The organism is Kibdelosporangium philippinense, assembly GCF_021390435.2.
In the GTDB taxonomy this organism is placed as follows: Bacteria; Actinomycetota; Actinomycetes; order Mycobacteriales; family Pseudonocardiaceae; genus Kibdelosporangium; species Kibdelosporangium philippinense.
The window spans coordinates 1,410,300-1,424,894 of the sequence record NZ_JAJVCN010000003.1; the positions used below are offsets into that span (position 1 = coordinate 1,410,300).

The window sequence follows — 14,595 nt, forward strand, 5'->3', positions numbered from 1 at the left end:
CACGGTTCCGGCACTCCGGGCACGGCCGTCCGGGAACCGCCCGGGTTGGTGAAGCCGGTCTGGCCGGCTTCACCAACGGGCGAACTGTCTGATCAGGACTCGTTCTTGCGAATGCTCTCCGCCAACTGCTCTCCGGCCGCAGCCCGGCGCAACTTCCCAGACGGCGTCTTGGGCAACGATCCTGGCGACAGCACGAGCACTGCCACCGGCCGGGCCTCGACAGCGTCGAACACGCGGGCGGCGACTTCCTTACGCAGCCTGGCTTCCTCGGCCGAGTCACCGGCCAGTTTGGACTCCACGACCACCGCGAACCGTTCCCGCCTGCTGCCTGCGTCCAGCCGGACCGCGACCGCGTTGCCCGCACGGACGCCTTCCACGCCCGTCGCGGCGCGTTCGATATCCGTCGGGTAGATGTTGCGGCCACCGAGGATGATCACGTCCTTTTCCCGGCCGCACACCACGATCTCGCCATCGATCGTGTATCCGATGTCTCCTGTGGACATCCAGCCTTCGGCGTCCTGAATGGACTTCGGGCCGTCCACGGTCAGATATCCGGGAGTCACCGACGAACCGCGCAACTGGATCTCGCCGACCTCACGGTTGCCCCGGATCTCGCCTTCAGGGTTGATGATCCGCGCCTCGATGCCCGGCAAAGCCTTGCCAAGCACGGCAAACGACCGGACGCCCGCCGCGGGCGAGACCGGAACCGCGAGTCGGTCAACCTCAAGCGCATGCGGGTCGATGTAGTCCAAAGTCAAACCGGTGAACAGCGGCGCGAACGAAACCGCCAACGTGCATTCCGCCATTCCATAAGCCGGAAAAACGCACTCTGGCGGCATGTTGAACCGCGCACCCGCGTCAGTGAAGCCCTTCACCGCGGCCGCGTCGATCGGTTCGGCGCCGTTCAAAGCCAGTCGCAGCGTCGAAAGGTCGTAGGCGCCGTCCTCAGCGTTGCCCATTCGGCGGCCGACCATGGCGTACGCGAAGTTCGGCGCGGCCGTGATCGTGGCGCGGTAACGGCTGATCAGGTCCATCCACAGCAAAGGCGCGCGCAGGAAGTCCGGCGGCGTCACCTTCACCAGGTCAATGCCGAGGGTCATCGGGGTTGTCAGGAAGCCGACCATGCCCATGTCGTGGAACAGCGGGAGCCACGACACCATCGTGTCGTTCTCCCAGTCCAGCGCGGCCTTCTCGGACATTGCCTCGATGTTCGCGAAAAGGTTGCCGTGCGTGATGCGCACAGCCTTCGGGTCAGCCGTCGAGCCGCTTGTCAGCTGCAGCAACGCGTGTACGTCCTCGCCGACCTGGACCGGTTCGGCCAGTGGCGTTCCGTCGACAAGATCCGTCAGCAGCCGGTACGGGATGCTGTGCTGGGTCAGCACCGGCGCGAGCTGGTCGAACGGCGCGCCGAGCAGCACCAGCTTGGAATCGATCATGTCGAGGACCTTCAGGGTGTCCTCCGCCCACACCGCCAGATCCGTCCGCGGCGTTGGCTGGTGCAGCATTGTCACGCTGCCGCCGGACAACCAGACCGCTTGGATCGCCGGTGCGATCAGCACGGGATCAGCCGCGAGCACAGCGACCGCGCTCTGCGCACCGAGACCGCCTTCGACCAACGCGCCCGCCATCTTGCGGGCTTCCTGGTGCACCTGCGCCCACGTCCGGCGAACGGGATCGCCGGGTTCCCCGGTGACGATCCCTTTGACCTGGCCGCGGGTGGCGGCATTGCCCAGCAGGGCGTCCACGAACCGACTCATAGCGCCCAATCTAATTGGTCCTGGCTGGTTACTACCGACAACGACCCGCTACTCAGCGCTGTCGGCGATCTCCAACCAGCGCTCCTCGACCTCGCCTTTTTCCTTCACGACGTCCCTGAGCTGGGCATCAAGCTCAAGCAGCCGGTCGGGATCGGTCGCGGCCTCGGCGAGCGCGGCGTGCAACTCGGCTTCCTTCTTGGTCAGCTTGTCCAACGACCGCTCCAGCCGCGCCAGCTCCTTGCCCGCCGCGCGCTGATCAGCCGCGCTGGACTTGGGCTTGTCGGCCTTTGGCGCGGGCGCCGCCGCGACAGGTCCGGCCATCGTGGACCGGCGTGACAAGTACTCGTCGATGCCGCCGGGCAGGTGCTTCGCGCGGCCGTCACCAAACAGCGCGTACACCTCGTCGCAGACGCGTTCGACCAGGTAACGGTCGTGCGAGACGACAATGAGCGTGCCGGGCCACGAGTCGAGCAGATCTTCCAGCTGCTGCAACGTGTCGATGTCCAGGTCGTTCGTGGGCTCGTCGAGCAGCAGCACGTTCGGCTCGGCCATCAGCAGCCGCGACAGCTGCAATCGACGCCGTTCACCACCGGACAGATCGGACACGGGCGTCCACTGCCGATTGGCCGGGAACCCGAACTTCTCCGCCAGCTGTGACGCGGACAACTCCTGCTTTCCCAACGTGACCCGGCGCGCGATCTCCTCGACCGCCTCAAGAACCCGGAGTTCACCGGGCAGATCGGCGAGTTCCTGGCTGAGGTAGCCGAGCCGGACGGTCTGGCCCTGGATCCGCTTACCGGTCTCCGGCTCGGTCTCGCCCGCGAGCAGCCGCAGCAAAGTCGTCTTGCCGGACCCGTTCACACCGACAAGACCAATCCGGTCACCCGGGCCAATCCGCCAGGTGACGTTATCGAGCAATTTACGGTCAGGGACGCTCAGACTGGCGTCCTCAAGTTCGAGCACGGTCTTGCCGAGCCGACGCTTCGCGAACGCCGTCAGCTCAACGGAATCCCGCGGCGGCGGCACGTTCGCAATCAACGCCTCGGCCGCTTCGATGCGGTACTTCGGCTTGGACGTACGCGCGGGCGCACCTCGTCGCAGCCACGCGAGTTCTTTCGCTGCCAGGTTGCGGCGCTTCTCCTCCAGCGTGTCCGCCAGCCGCGCACGCTCGGCGCGCGCGAACACCCAGTCCGCGTAGCCGCCTTCGTACTGTTCGACGCTGCCGTTCTGCACTTCCCACGTGCGCGAGCAGACGGTGTCGAGGAACCAGCGGTCGTGCGTCACGACAACGAGCGCGGTCCGCCTGGCGAGCAAGTGATCCGCCAGCCACCGCACACCCTCGATGTCCAGGTGGTTCGTCGGCTCATCGAGGATCACCAGGTCAAGGTCCTGAACGAGGGCAGCGGCCAACGAGACCCGGCGCCGTTCACCACCGGACATCCGATCGAGCGGAGCGTCCAACCCCAGGGCCGAGATGCCGATGCCGTCGAGCACCGCACGAACCCGCGCGTCCGCGGCCCACTCGTGCTCAGCGTTGAACTCCAAGGGATCCAGCACGGCATTGCGCACGGTCCCGCCCGGCGGCAGGTCTGTGCGCTGGGTCACAACGGCCATCCTCAGGTCCCGTGCTCTGCTGACGCGCCCGGTGTCCGCGGGCTCGATACCCGCGAGCACCTCCAGCAGCGTGGTCTTCCCGCCGCCGTTCAACCCGACGACCCCGATCCGGTCGCCCTCACCGACGCCAAGCGAGACGGCGTCCAGCAACGGCCGGACCCCGTAGGACTTGCTCACTGACTCCAGATTGACCAGATTGGCCATCTACCCGCGCTTCCCTCGTGACTGCTTGCCCTACGAGGGTATTAGGCGCCGGTCGTGGCTGACGAAGCCGCGCGGCTTTATTGCTGGTTGGTCACGAGAAGGGCTCCGCAAGGACACTTTCCGTAACCGCGATCGCGGCGCCGAGTATTCATACCTGGCTCACGTTGCCCAGGAAAGGAATCCTCGTGCACCCAGCCCCGTCCGGCCGGATGATCAAGCAGCGCAACGCTGTCCTGGTCTGGCTCGTCTGGCCGTTCATCACGCTCGGCATCTACAGCTTCGTGTGGTACTACAAGATCCACCGCGAGCTGGCTGACTTCCACCGCAAGCCCGACTCGCCGGTCGTCGGGCCGATGCTGGTGCTGCTCCTGCTGAGCTGGACGATCATCGCGCCGCTGGTGTCCATCTACCGGACCGGGGAGCGGATCGCCTATGCCCAGCGCCGCTCCGGCATCCAGGACACCTGCAGCCCGGTCGTCGGCCTGCTGTTGATGTTCGTGCTCGGCCTTGGCGTGCTGTACTACCAGATCCAGCTGAACAAGATCCCCGAGCGCTACGGCGTCCCGGAGGGCACTGAAGTCCAACTGATCGCCGCCTAACTCAGGCGTGCACCTCCGGCGGGGCTGGACGTGGTGTTTCGTCGCCACCGATCACGCGGGCGCCTGGGACGGGGCCATGCGCCACGCGAACGGTACGACACACACCGGCCCCTGCGAGCTCTGCCGCCACCCGCAGAGCCGATTCGCCGTCGGAGCACAAGAACGCGCAAGTCGGGCCGGAGCCGGAGACGGTTCCGGCCAGCGCGCCGGCGTTGACGCCCGCGCGCAATGTGCGGCGAAGCCCTGGCCGCAACGAGATCGCGGCTGACTGCAGGTCGTTGCCAAGCAACAACGCCAGTTGACGTGGGTCGCCGGACGCCAGCGCCTCCAGCACCGGCTCGACCGCGCCGATCCGTGGCGGGTCGCCGTCTTCGCGCAGGCGGTCGAGTTCAGCGAAGACCTTGGGCGTGGACAGGCCACGCCGGTCGAACGCGATCACCCAGTGGAACGTGTGCCTGGTCAGCACCGGGATCAGGTTCTCGCCGCGGCCCGTGCCCAGCGCTGTGCCGCCGTGCAGCACAAAGGGAACATCGCTGCCGAGTTTCGCGGCCACTTGGGACAGCTCGTCCCGGCCGATTTCCAGCCGCCACAAGGCCGCGAGGCCGACGAGCGCCGCCGCGGCGTCCGCGCTGCCACCAGCCATTCCACCGGCGACCGGGATGCCCTTACGGATCACCACGCGGATCTTGGGCTCGGTGTGGTCCTTGCCGACGTATTCCGCCAATGCCTGCACGGCCTGCCAGGCCAGATTGCTCGGGCCAGTCGGCACCTCGTCCGCGCCTTCGCCGATCACCTCGACACCGGGATCGTCGGTCACCGCGACCGTCACCTCGTCGGTCAGCGACAACGCCTGGAACACGGTGTTGAGTTCGTGATAGCCGTCTTCTCGCACATCGCCGACGGCGAGGTGCAGATTGACTTTAGACGGCACACGCACAGTGACAGGCGGGGGAACGACAGCGAGCACTACGTCAGCCTACGTGTCCTCGCACTCGCCGTCGTTCACATGCCCGTTATGCCGCTACGACGCCCCGCGGGCCAGCCAACTGCTGGTGCACGATTCCACCGCGCTCGCCGATCCAGCCCAGCGCGCCGTCGGAACGCTCGCCGCGCAGTCCGATCCGGAATCGGGCGACCGGAGTCTCACCGAGACGGGTCAGTCCGCCGCCGAGAACCGAGACCTGGACACCGAAGCGGGACGCGGCTTCCGGCAGCAACGCGCCGACAGCGGCGAAGCCGATCAGCACGATGTCCGCGGTGCGGTCGTGTCCGACCGAGCCGGTCTCGTCGATCACCGGCAGAAGTTCTTGCACCACACGGCTTTCCGGGTCGTGCAGCAGGTCGAACAGGTTGCCGTGCTCCAGCAGCTTGCCCGAGTCAAGCAGCGCGATGTCGTCGCAAATCCGCCGCACCACAGCGGTGTCCTGCGTCGCGACAAGCAGCGTCACGCCGAGTTCTGCCCTGGCACGGTCCAAAACCGCAAGCACGCCCGCGGCGCCATCGGTGTCGAGGTTCGCGGTCGGGTCGTCGGCCAGCAGCAGACCTGGTTCTCCCACAAGGGCTCGAGCAACCGCGACACGGCGACGCTGTCCGGCGGTCAAGTCGTCCGGATATGCGGCGGCCTTGTCGGTCAAGCCAATCAGGTCAAGCAACCGACCGACGCGCGCTCGGCGTTGCGGTCCGTCCACACCGGACTGCTCAAGCGGCAGCGCGATGTTGCCAGCAGTGGTGCGCTGCTTGAAAAGCTGCGTTTCCCCTGTCACGAAACCGATCTGACGCCTCGTGGCGCGCAGGCTTCTCGTGTCGAGAGCCGCGGTGTTCAAGCCGTCCAACCGGATCGCGCCGGTGTCCGGGCGTTCCTGCAACGAGACCACACGGGCCAAAGTGGACTTTCCAGACCCGGTCGGCCCGACGACGCCGAGCGCGGCACCGGCGTTGACTTCGAGTGAGACGCCGTCGAGTGCGACGACGTTGCCTGTTCGGCTCCAGAAGGATTTACTGACGTTTTCGATGGTGATCACGGTTACTCCTGCGCGCAGCACACGGCCCGACCGGGGTCACGGTCGTCCGATGTCCTTTAAGGACCGTCCTGGTCGGACGGGGGCGATTTCGGGTGTAATTGAGAAATCAGGCGTTGTGGCTACGACATGCGGTGACTGTCCGCCTGCCCTGGTCTATCACCCGGCGCTGCGTCAGCATCTTCGCGATCATGTTTCCTCCATCGCTCCTGGCGGTAGCACCTGCCCTCTCGGGTGGTTGCTGCGGCGTCGCAGAGCCAGGTCTCTCGGCCGCTCGGGATGGATGCACTTGCATTCAAACCGACGGGACGCCCGTAATGCAAGCCTTGGGCAGCACATCACACCGACGGACCAGAGCAACTGGCCCGGACGTTCACAGATCGTGGTCGCTTGCTTCCAGAATGCGAGAAAAGTCGGCGACGGTGAGTTGTTCGCCACGCAGGCCAGGATCGACCCCGGCGGCGGTGAGAATCTCGGCGGCCTTCGCCGGTGATCCAGCCCACGTCCCCAACGCGGCCCGTAGCGTCTTACGCCGCTGCGCGAAGGCCGCGTCCACCAGCTTGAACAGCCGCTCCCGGTCCACGTCGGCAGGCGCAGGCCTGCGGACGAACCGGACAAGCGCGGAATCGACGTTCGGCACCGGCCAGAAAACCGACCTTGACACCGTGGCAGCCCGCTTGGCCTCGGCGTACCAGGCCATTTTAACGCTGGGCACGCCGTACGCCTTGCTGCCGGGACCCGCGGCCATCCGGTCGGCGACCTCGGCCTGAACCATCACCAGCCCGGTCCGCAGGCTCGGCAGGATCGCCAGCAGGTGCAGCACGACCGGCACGGCCACGTTGTAGGGCAGATTGGCCACCAGAGCCGTCGGCTCACCGATCTGCTCCTGCGTCACTCTCAGCGCATCCGCCTGGACCACCGTGAGCGAACCCTCCGGCGCGCGTTCGGCGGCCGTCTCGGGCAGTTTGGCGGCCAGTACCGGGTCGATCTCCACCGCGATGACCTCACGGCAGGCAGGCAGCAGCGCGAGCGTGAGAGAGCCGAGGCCGGGGCCGACTTCGAGCACCACGTCGTCCGGGCTCAGTTCGGCGGTCGTCACGATCCGGCGGACCGTGTTCGGGTCGTGCACGAAGTTCTGGCCAAGCTTCTTGGTCGGCCGGACATCCAGCTCACCAGCCAGCCGCCGAACCTCAGCGGGGCCAAGGAGCGAAGTCACCGGTCGAGCTTACTCAAGGCATCGGTGAGCCAGGCGTCGTACCAGTCATCGAACCTCTGCGCGCCGCTGACCGGACCCCAGAGCCCCTCCCCCGATTCCCACATCCTGCCTGCCAGTTCACCGGTAGTCACCAGAGCGGCGAACCCACCACAGCCAAGCTCGGCGATGGCGATGCACCCCGGGACCGACCCGATAGTCAGGTGGAACGGGAAACTCGGTGGTGAACGGCGCTGCCATTCCCGTTGTTCAGCACGCATTCGCTTGCCATCGGCCAGCGTGAACGGGAACTGCCCGCCGGGTTCAGGAGTCCCGGCTTCGTCTCGCGTGAGCTGGATGCCGTACTCCGGACCGGCGCCGGTCCCCACCGTGAGCAGGAAGTTCCGGAAGGCAGGCGGGAACGGCACGGTCATCCACCGCTCGAACTCCTCGACCTCGGCCTCGGACATCGGGCTGCTGCGGTACTCGTGCTCATCGGCGCCGAAGACCGTGAAGTCCTTGTCGAGTTCCCGCAGCCGCGCGAGCCTGTCCACAATGTCCACGGCCGCATTCTGCCCGTGACAACACCTCGTGAGTGGTTAGGCGAGTTCTAACTCGCCTAACCACTCACGAGGTGTTTCGACTAGCGGGGCAGGCCGAGCTTTGAGGCGCAGTGCGGCCAGGAGCGGTAGCTGCCGTTGTTGGCGTCCCGCAGCTTGGTCGCGATGGCGATCTGCTGCTCACGGGTGGCCAGGTTGGCGGTCGGCGCGTACGCCCCACCGCCATAAGCGTTCCACGTGGACTTGTTGAACTGCAGACCACCGTAGTAGCCGTTGCCGGTGTTGGTCGCCCAGTTGCCGCCGGACTCGCACTTGGCGAGGCGGTCCCAGACGTCGCCGCCGGTGACCGGCGGGACAGCGGCCCTCTTGGTGCCGACCTTGACGACCTTCTTCACCGGCTCCTTGGTGACCTGCTCACCAAGCTTCTCTTTCGAGATTTCCTTGCCGTTCTTCATGGTCACCCGCCAGGTGACCATTTTCTCGCCGGGGGCACCGGCTTCGACGACGGTCTGCTTGCCGTAGTCCATCGTGTCGTCTTTGATCTCCTCGACCGGCGGAGCCACGGTCTCGGCCCGGTTGACGACGGTGACGCCGCTGCGGGTGATGGAGATCTGGGCGCCGTCGGTGATCTTGACGTCGGACGCCATGTTCACCGAGTCCTCCGGACCCAGCGAGGTCTGCATCTCGCGCATCAGCTCGTCCACGGTGACCGCGGTGGTCTGGATCTGCTGGGGCGCGTTGCCGCCGTCGAAGACGGTGACGTTCTTGAGCGTCCTGATGTCGACCGACATGCCTTCCATCGGCATGACCGCGTTCAGGTCACCGGAGATCTTGCCGTCCATCGGCGCACCGGCCTGGCGAAGGCCGTCGCCGAGGGTGCGCGCACGCACCCACATCTCCTTGGCTTCGCCGTCGACGCTGTACTTCAGCAGCTTGCCGCGCTGGACAACGATCTTGCCGTTGTCGCCGACGGCCGCGTTGGGCGACGGGCTGATGGAGTCGTGCTCACCGGGAACGATGCCCTCGTCCTCGAGGATCTCGCCGACCGTGCCCTCGTAGGTACGGACGTTGTGCTCGACGCCGTCGATGTCCACGGTGACGGACTTGTTCATCGCGATCGCGGCGGCACCACCACCGGTCAGCGAGACGAGCACAGCGGCGATCGCGCTCTTGAGGAACGTCTGCTTCCACTTGGTGACCGCGGTCCGCAGGCCAGCGGGTTCCTCGCCGCTCTTCTTCGGCTGCGCGAGCGTCCGGTCGCCGGAGAGGTCGTCGGGGACGTCAAGGATCGGCGGCAGCATCGTGGTCTCGGCATTGATCAGCCGGATCAGTTCGTCGACGTCAACGTCGACGGACGCCATCAGCTCATCTGCCTGCGGACCGAGCGCCGCGTAGATGTCCTGCGGGACTACCGCGATTGAATCCGAGTACTCGGGGTACTCCGAACGCCACTGGTCCTCGGCTGGGTCCAACGTGGCGGTGGCCGTTGACGGCTTGGCGACGGGCGTGAACCAGTCGGTGTCGACGTCGAAGCCGTCTCTGGGATGTTCGCTTTCAGTCACAGGGTCGTTCCTCCGGGAGGCGCAGCCGACACAGGTGGCGCGCAGTTGCTTGAACTCGTCGAGCTACTACGGGCCTGGCTGTTCCTCCGTGTACGTCCGGCGCGGGGTGCGCCTTGCGTTCAGTCCGACTCCCTTAGCCAACCACCGACGCTTTCCGGAAATATCCCGGCCCCGACGCGCGCTGGTTCCGACTGCGGGCTGTACCCGGCGGTAAACCACCCACTGGGTACGGTCACGGGACCGTAACGGGTCCCGAGAGGTTGCGCAAACACCCCGAGACATGTTGTGACTTGCACCACAGCACGAAAGACGCATCCGTTACGCCAATCGGGCGACTTAAGCACCGCCCGAATCGTGGGATGTCACAGAGAGCAGTCGAAACACCCGGTCAGCCGTGTCCCGGACGGCGGCAGCGACGTCACTCACATCCTCCCCGCGGAGTTCTGCCAGGTCCCGAAGGGTGTAAGCGGCGCAATAAGGCTCATTCGGGCGGCCGCGGAAAGGATGCGGGGTGAGGTAGGGCGCATCCGTCTCGACAAGCATTTGGTCAAGGGGAACCAGCTGAGCCGCAGCCCTGAGCTCCTTCGCGTTGCGGAAGGTCACCGAACCGGCGAAGGAGAGGATGTAGCCAGCGTCGACGCACTTTCGGGCGAATTCGACATCCCCGGAAAAGCAGTGGAAGACCACCCGTTCGGGCGCGCCCTCCTCATGCAGGATGCGCATGATGTCGTCGTGCGCGTCGCGGTCGTGGATCATCAGCGGCTTGCCAACCCGTTTGGCCAGGTCAATGTGCCACCGGAACGCCTCATGCTGAGCCTCAGGCGGCGAATAGTCCCAGTAGTAATCGAGACCGGTCTCCCCAATCGCGACAACCCGCGGCCGCTTGGCGAGCTCCTCAAGAACAGCCTTGTCCTCATCGGTGAACTTGGCAGTCCGCGTCGGATGGACGGCGGTAGCGGCGAACACCCGCTCGTCCCACTCGGCCGCGTCCGCGGCCCAAACCGCGGCGGCGAGATCGTCAGCGACCGTGATGACCCTCGCGATCCCAACCGACTCGGCCCGATCAAGCAAAGTGGACACACCTTCGGCGTCCTTGGCACCACAAGCGTCCAAGTGCGTGTGCGCGTCGACGGCCGGCACGGGCAACGGCTCAGGCAGCGGCGGCCGCTCGCCTTTTCGTGGGGTCACGGTGAAATAGCCTAATAAGGTGTCGGCGACGCGATTGCTCGTGCTGGGTACCGTCCGGATGCGCGGAGAAGCGCACGGGTACCAAGTGCGCCAGGACCTGTTGATGTGGGCAGCGGACCGCTGGGCGAACATCAAACCCGGCTCGATCTACCACGCACTCAAGAAGCTGGCGGCCGACGGCCTGCTCGAAGAAGTGACAACCGAGGAGAGCGAACTCGGCCCGGAGCGAGTGGTCTACCGAATCACGCAGCAAGGCGAAGGCGAGTTCTACTACCTGCTCAGCAACGCCCTCAGCAGCACAGAATCGGGCTCGGCGATGTTCAACGCCGGGCTACCGTTCATCACCACGCTGGAACGCGGCAACCTGCTCGTCCTGCTGAAGAGCCGGATCCAACAGACCAGAGGCGCCGCCGACAGCATCCGGGTCCTGATCGACGAATCCATCGCGCCGGCCGACGGGCAGCCAGGCAAACCTCCGCACGTGCGGGAGATGTTCACGTACTGGCTGGTCACCATCGACGCGGAACTGAACTGGCTGAAGGACATGGTGGCGAGGATTGAGAGCGGCGAGTACACGCTCGCCGACGACAGCCCGGAAGCCTTCGGCAACCCGCCGACCAAGCCCGCCGACTAGCCCGGCGGCCTTCAGACCCAACTACGTCGCTGACTCCCCCCGTCAGGCAGTCCTACCCACAACGCCAAGAGCGTTGCTAGTCAAGTTTGACTAGCCCGCACGCCTCTGCCACACTCCCGCTAGTCAAACTTGACTAGCAATAGGGAGGAAACCAGTGATCAAGGCACGCGGCCTCGCGCGCCAGTTCCGGACCCGAGGCCAGACGGTCGAAGCGGTCCAAGGCGTAGACATAGACGTCGCGCCCGGCGAACTCGTCGGCTTCCTAGGCCCGAACGGCGCGGGCAAGAGCACAACCCTGCGAATGCTCACCACTCTCTTACGCCCAACCGCAGGCGAAGCCCGAGTCGCGGGCTGCGACCTCCTGACCGACCCAGCCGGAGTACGCAAGCGAATCGGTTACGTAGCCCAAGGCCACGGATCCGGAGACGACCAGAAAGTCATAGAAGAAGCCACCCTCCAAGCCCGCTTCTACGGCCTCCCAATCGGCAAAGCACGCCACCGGGTCAACGAACTATTCGAAAGCCTCGAGCTCACCGAGTTCGCCAACCGAACGGCAGGCGCACTGTCCGGCGGACAGAAGCGTCGCCTCGACATAGCGATGGGTGTCCTGCACATCCCGCGACTGCTGTTCCTCGACGAACCCTCAGCCGGTCTCGACCCGCAAAGCCGCAGCAACCTCTGGGGCCACATCCGAGCGCTGCACAAGTCGGGCACCACGATCTTCCTGACCACGCACTACCTGGACGAAGCCGACGCCCTCTGCGACCGGATCATGGTGATCGACCACGGCAAGATCGTCGCCGAAGGAACCCCGGACGAGCTCAAGAGCCAAGTCGCGGGCGATCTCGTCCAGTTCGACACCGACACGCCATCGGTCGCCGCCGAGATCACGGCCAAGGTCGACGACGCCAGGGAGCTCCACGTCGAAGGCAACACTGTGCGGTTCCGCGTACCGAGGGGTGACACGGAACTGCCCGGCTTGCTTCGCGCGCTCGACCAGGCGGACGTCGCCCTGTTGTCGGTTCAGGTCCATCGGCCGACGCTCGACGACGTCTTCCTGACCATGACGGGCCGTTCTCTGCGGGAGGCAGCAAATGCGTGATGTCTGGCTGGTGTTCCTGCGCAGCATGCGCCCTTCGTTCCGCAATCCGGTTGTCATCGCGTTCGGCGTGGGGCAGCCGTTCCTCTGGCTCGTCCTGTTCGGCCCGTTGCTCCAAGGTTCGTGGCAGTGGTTCGTCCCCGGGTTGATCATCCAAATGGGACTGTTCAACACCGCGTACGCCGGTTTCAACCTGATCCCGGAAATCCGGTCTGGCGCGCTGGAGCGGTTGCGTGTCACGCCGGTCAGCCGGACGGCACTGCTACTCGGCCGCGTGCTCAACGACGTGCTGCTGCTGATAATCCAGTGCTCGCTGCTGCTGGCGCTCTCGACAATCTTCGGCTTCCGCGCCTCAGTCGGCAACGTCCTCATCGGACTGCTTTTCGCAGTCCTGATGGGAATCGCGCTCGGCTCGGTGTCGTACACCTTGGCGCTCAAACTCAAGCACGAGTATGCGTTCGCGCCCGTGATCGGCTCAACTGTGATGCCCGTGATGCTGCTGTCCGGCGTGCTGTTGCCGATGGACCAAGGCCCGCACTGGTTGTACGTGCTCTCGCGGATCAACCCGTTCAGCCACATCGCCGACGGCACCCGTGCGGTAATGGCCGGAAACCTCGGCTCCAGCTCCGTTCTGTTCGGCGGCGTCGCGGCGATCGCGCTTGCCGTGGTGGCGTTGGCGTGGGGAACGCACTCGTTCCGCCGCGCCAATGCGTGACGGCTAGCTCCGTTGACTGCTTCGATCACCGCGTACGGCGCCTGCAACTGGGTCAGCTTGGTCCGCTGAAATCCGGCAGCGGCGAGCAAAGCGTCGAATTCGGACAGTCCGCGCTCCCGGCCGGACAGCATCGCGAGCATGTTCATGTCCATCAGCGCACCGATTCCCGGGTCGGCGGTCTCGCCGAGCGGATCTCTTCCCTGCCACGAAATCGGTCGCCCACCTGGTCCCGCTTGAGCTGCACGCCGAGTTCACGTTCAGCCTGGAAATGCTGATCGGCGGGCTGACTCGGTTACGGGACGGGGTCGAGTAACCGAGTCAGCCCGCTCGCTCACGGCCGGTGCCTGCCAGCCTTGCGCATCTCCTTGTGGATCGTCTTCCACCGGCGATCGCGCTCCGCACGTACGCGCGCGTCCGTCCGGCTGGCGATCCATTCGGCTTCGCGGTTGAGCTTGAACCAGCTGTCCAGCCTGCGTTGCGGCAGTTCGCCGGTCTCGATCGCTTCGATCACCGCACATCCGGGCTCGCCGATGTGCGCACAGTCGTCGAACCGGCAGTTCTCGGCGAGTTCCTCGATGTCGGTGAACACCGATTCCAGGCCTTCGCCGCCCGCGGCCAGCGACACCCTGCGCAAGCCAGGCGTGTCGATGATCAGGCCGCCGCGCGGCAGAACGAACAGTTCACGGTGGACGGTCGTGTGCCGTCCACGACCATCGGATGCCCGAACCTGTTGCGTCTCCATCACGTCGGCCTGCGCCAATGCGTTGACCAATGTGGACTTCCCGGCACCGGACGGCCCGGCAAGCACCGCGGTCCGGCCAACGCCGAGATAGGACGCGACGATGTCGACGCCGTCACCGGTCACCGAACAGACCGGATGCACGTCGACACCGGGCGCGGCGCCCATGACGTTCGAGACGATCTCGCCGATCCGCTCGCCGACGAGATCGGACTTGGTCAGCAGCACGACCGGCATCGCACCGCTTTCCCATGCCAGCGCGAGCAAGCGCTCGATCCGGCCGAGGTTGGGGTCGCCACGACGCCCTTCCAGGCAGGACGGTTCGACGACGAAGATGACGTCCACATTGGACGCCAAGGTCTGACTGAGCGAATCCTCAGCCACACCACCGCGAACCAACGCGGCGCGGCGCGGCAACACCGTGACGTTGGCGCCGTCCTGCACCGCGACCCAGTCGCCGACGCAGGGCAACGTGATCCGTGCGGAGTATTCGATGTGCTGCTCTTGGCCATCGACGATGACCACCGCGCCACTTGAATGGACACGGGCGATCTTGCCGGGGACCGATCCGGCGGGCAACTCGGCGGCGAAAGTGTCGTCCCAGCCGAGCGTGGTCAGGTCAAGCGAAGTCAACTTCGGTGAACCCTTCGAGAGATGAAACGGGAAGAAGACGTGCGGCATCGACAAAGACAGCCATGCCAAGTCACCTCCCTT

The 14,595-nt window shown here is 65.8% G+C and carries 13 protein-coding genes and 1 riboswitch; of the genes, 4 read left to right on the top strand and 9 right to left on the bottom strand.

Annotated elements, in window-relative coordinates; translation table 11 throughout:
- Nucleotides 1-92: 92 nt before the first annotated feature.
- Nucleotides 93-1,757, bottom strand: a complete 1,665-nt coding sequence (locus LWC34_RS38645; protein ID WP_233730168.1) for a fatty acyl-AMP ligase — start codon at nt 1,755-1,757, stop codon at nt 93-95.
- A gap of 48 nt (nt 1,758-1,805) precedes the next feature.
- On the bottom strand, nt 1,806-3,575 hold the full coding sequence (locus LWC34_RS38650) for an ABC-F family ATP-binding cassette domain-containing protein (protein WP_233730169.1): 1,770 nt from the start codon (nt 3,573-3,575) through the stop codon (nt 1,806-1,808).
- Nucleotides 3,576-3,760: 185 nt separating this feature from the next.
- Here LWC34_RS38650 and LWC34_RS38655 point away from each other — a divergent pair, with 185 nt between their 5' ends.
- Nucleotides 3,761-4,174, top strand: coding sequence for a DUF4234 domain-containing protein (locus tag LWC34_RS38655; protein WP_233730170.1), 414 nt, complete (start codon nt 3,761-3,763; stop codon nt 4,172-4,174).
- Between the two features lies 1 nt (nt 4,175).
- Here LWC34_RS38655 and LWC34_RS38660 read toward each other — a convergent pair whose 3' ends face one another.
- From LWC34_RS38660 to LWC34_RS38690, 6 genes are all read right to left on the bottom strand, one after another.
- Entirely contained in the window at nt 4,176-5,141 is a 966-nt protein-coding gene (locus LWC34_RS38660) for a 4-(cytidine 5'-diphospho)-2-C-methyl-D-erythritol kinase (protein ID WP_233730171.1), read from the bottom strand.
- Nucleotides 5,142-5,187: 46 nt separating this feature from the next.
- The gene (locus LWC34_RS38665; protein WP_233730172.1) at nt 5,188-6,195 is read right to left on the bottom strand and encodes a methionine ABC transporter ATP-binding protein; all 1,008 of its coding nucleotides are present in this window, start codon (nt 6,193-6,195) and stop codon (nt 5,188-5,190) included.
- Between the two features lie 194 nt (nt 6,196-6,389).
- Nucleotides 6,390-6,478: riboswitch (SAM riboswitch) on the bottom strand.
- Between the two features lie 87 nt (nt 6,479-6,565).
- Entirely contained in the window at nt 6,566-7,408 is an 843-nt protein-coding gene (gene rsmA, locus LWC34_RS38670; RefSeq protein ID WP_233730173.1) for a 16S rRNA (adenine(1518)-N(6)/adenine(1519)-N(6))-dimethyltransferase RsmA, read from the bottom strand.
- Nucleotides 7,405-7,947: an SMI1/KNR4 family protein gene (locus tag LWC34_RS38675; protein WP_233730174.1), complete on the bottom strand. Its 543-nt coding sequence runs from the start codon at nt 7,945-7,947 to the stop codon at nt 7,405-7,407. The genes rsmA and LWC34_RS38675 overlap by 4 nt, the downstream gene beginning before the upstream one ends.
- 80 nt (nt 7,948-8,027) lie before the next feature.
- Nucleotides 8,028-9,506, bottom strand: coding sequence for a resuscitation-promoting factor (locus LWC34_RS57320; RefSeq protein ID WP_308200199.1), 1,479 nt, complete (start codon nt 9,504-9,506; stop codon nt 8,028-8,030).
- Between the two features lie 336 nt (nt 9,507-9,842).
- Nucleotides 9,843-10,694 carry a TatD family hydrolase gene (locus LWC34_RS38690; protein WP_233730175.1) on the bottom strand — a complete coding sequence of 284 codons (852 nt, stop codon included), beginning with the start codon at nt 10,692-10,694 and terminating at the stop codon, nt 9,843-9,845.
- Between the two features lie 19 nt (nt 10,695-10,713).
- On the opposite strand from LWC34_RS38690, the gene LWC34_RS38695 reads away from it, so the two are divergent.
- From LWC34_RS38695 to LWC34_RS38705, 3 genes are all read left to right on the top strand, one after another.
- Nucleotides 10,714-11,328, top strand: a complete 615-nt coding sequence (locus tag LWC34_RS38695; protein ID WP_233730176.1) for a PadR family transcriptional regulator — start codon at nt 10,714-10,716, stop codon at nt 11,326-11,328.
- Nucleotides 11,329-11,482: 154 nt separating this feature from the next.
- On the top strand, nt 11,483-12,430 hold the full coding sequence (locus LWC34_RS38700; RefSeq protein ID WP_233730177.1) for an ATP-binding cassette domain-containing protein: 948 nt from the start codon (nt 11,483-11,485) through the stop codon (nt 12,428-12,430).
- Nucleotides 12,423-13,142: an ABC transporter permease gene (locus tag LWC34_RS38705; protein ID WP_233730178.1), complete on the top strand. Its 720-nt coding sequence runs from the start codon at nt 12,423-12,425 to the stop codon at nt 13,140-13,142. Before LWC34_RS38700 ends, LWC34_RS38705 begins: the two co-directional genes overlap by 8 nt.
- Nucleotides 13,143-13,473: 331 nt before the next feature.
- Here LWC34_RS38705 and rsgA read toward each other — a convergent pair whose 3' ends face one another.
- The gene (rsgA, locus tag LWC34_RS38710; protein WP_233730179.1) at nt 13,474-14,583 is read right to left on the bottom strand and encodes a ribosome small subunit-dependent GTPase A; all 1,110 of its coding nucleotides are present in this window, start codon (nt 14,581-14,583) and stop codon (nt 13,474-13,476) included.
- Nucleotides 14,584-14,595 lie beyond the last annotated feature (12 nt).

What these genes read in the sequence shown, in the direction of transcription:
- LWC34_RS38650 (WP_233730169.1), bottom strand. Translation starts at nt 3,575, where the DNA reads ATGGCCAATCTGGTCAATCTGGAGTCAGTGAGCAAGTCCTACGGGGTC.
- LWC34_RS38705 (WP_233730178.1), top strand. Translation starts at nt 12,423, where the DNA reads ATGCGTGATGTCTGGCTGGTGTTCCTGCGCAGCATGCGCCCTTCGTTC.
- LWC34_RS38645 (WP_233730168.1), bottom strand. Translation starts at nt 1,757, where the DNA reads ATGAGTCGGTTCGTGGACGCCCTGCTGGGCAATGCCGCCACCCGCGGC.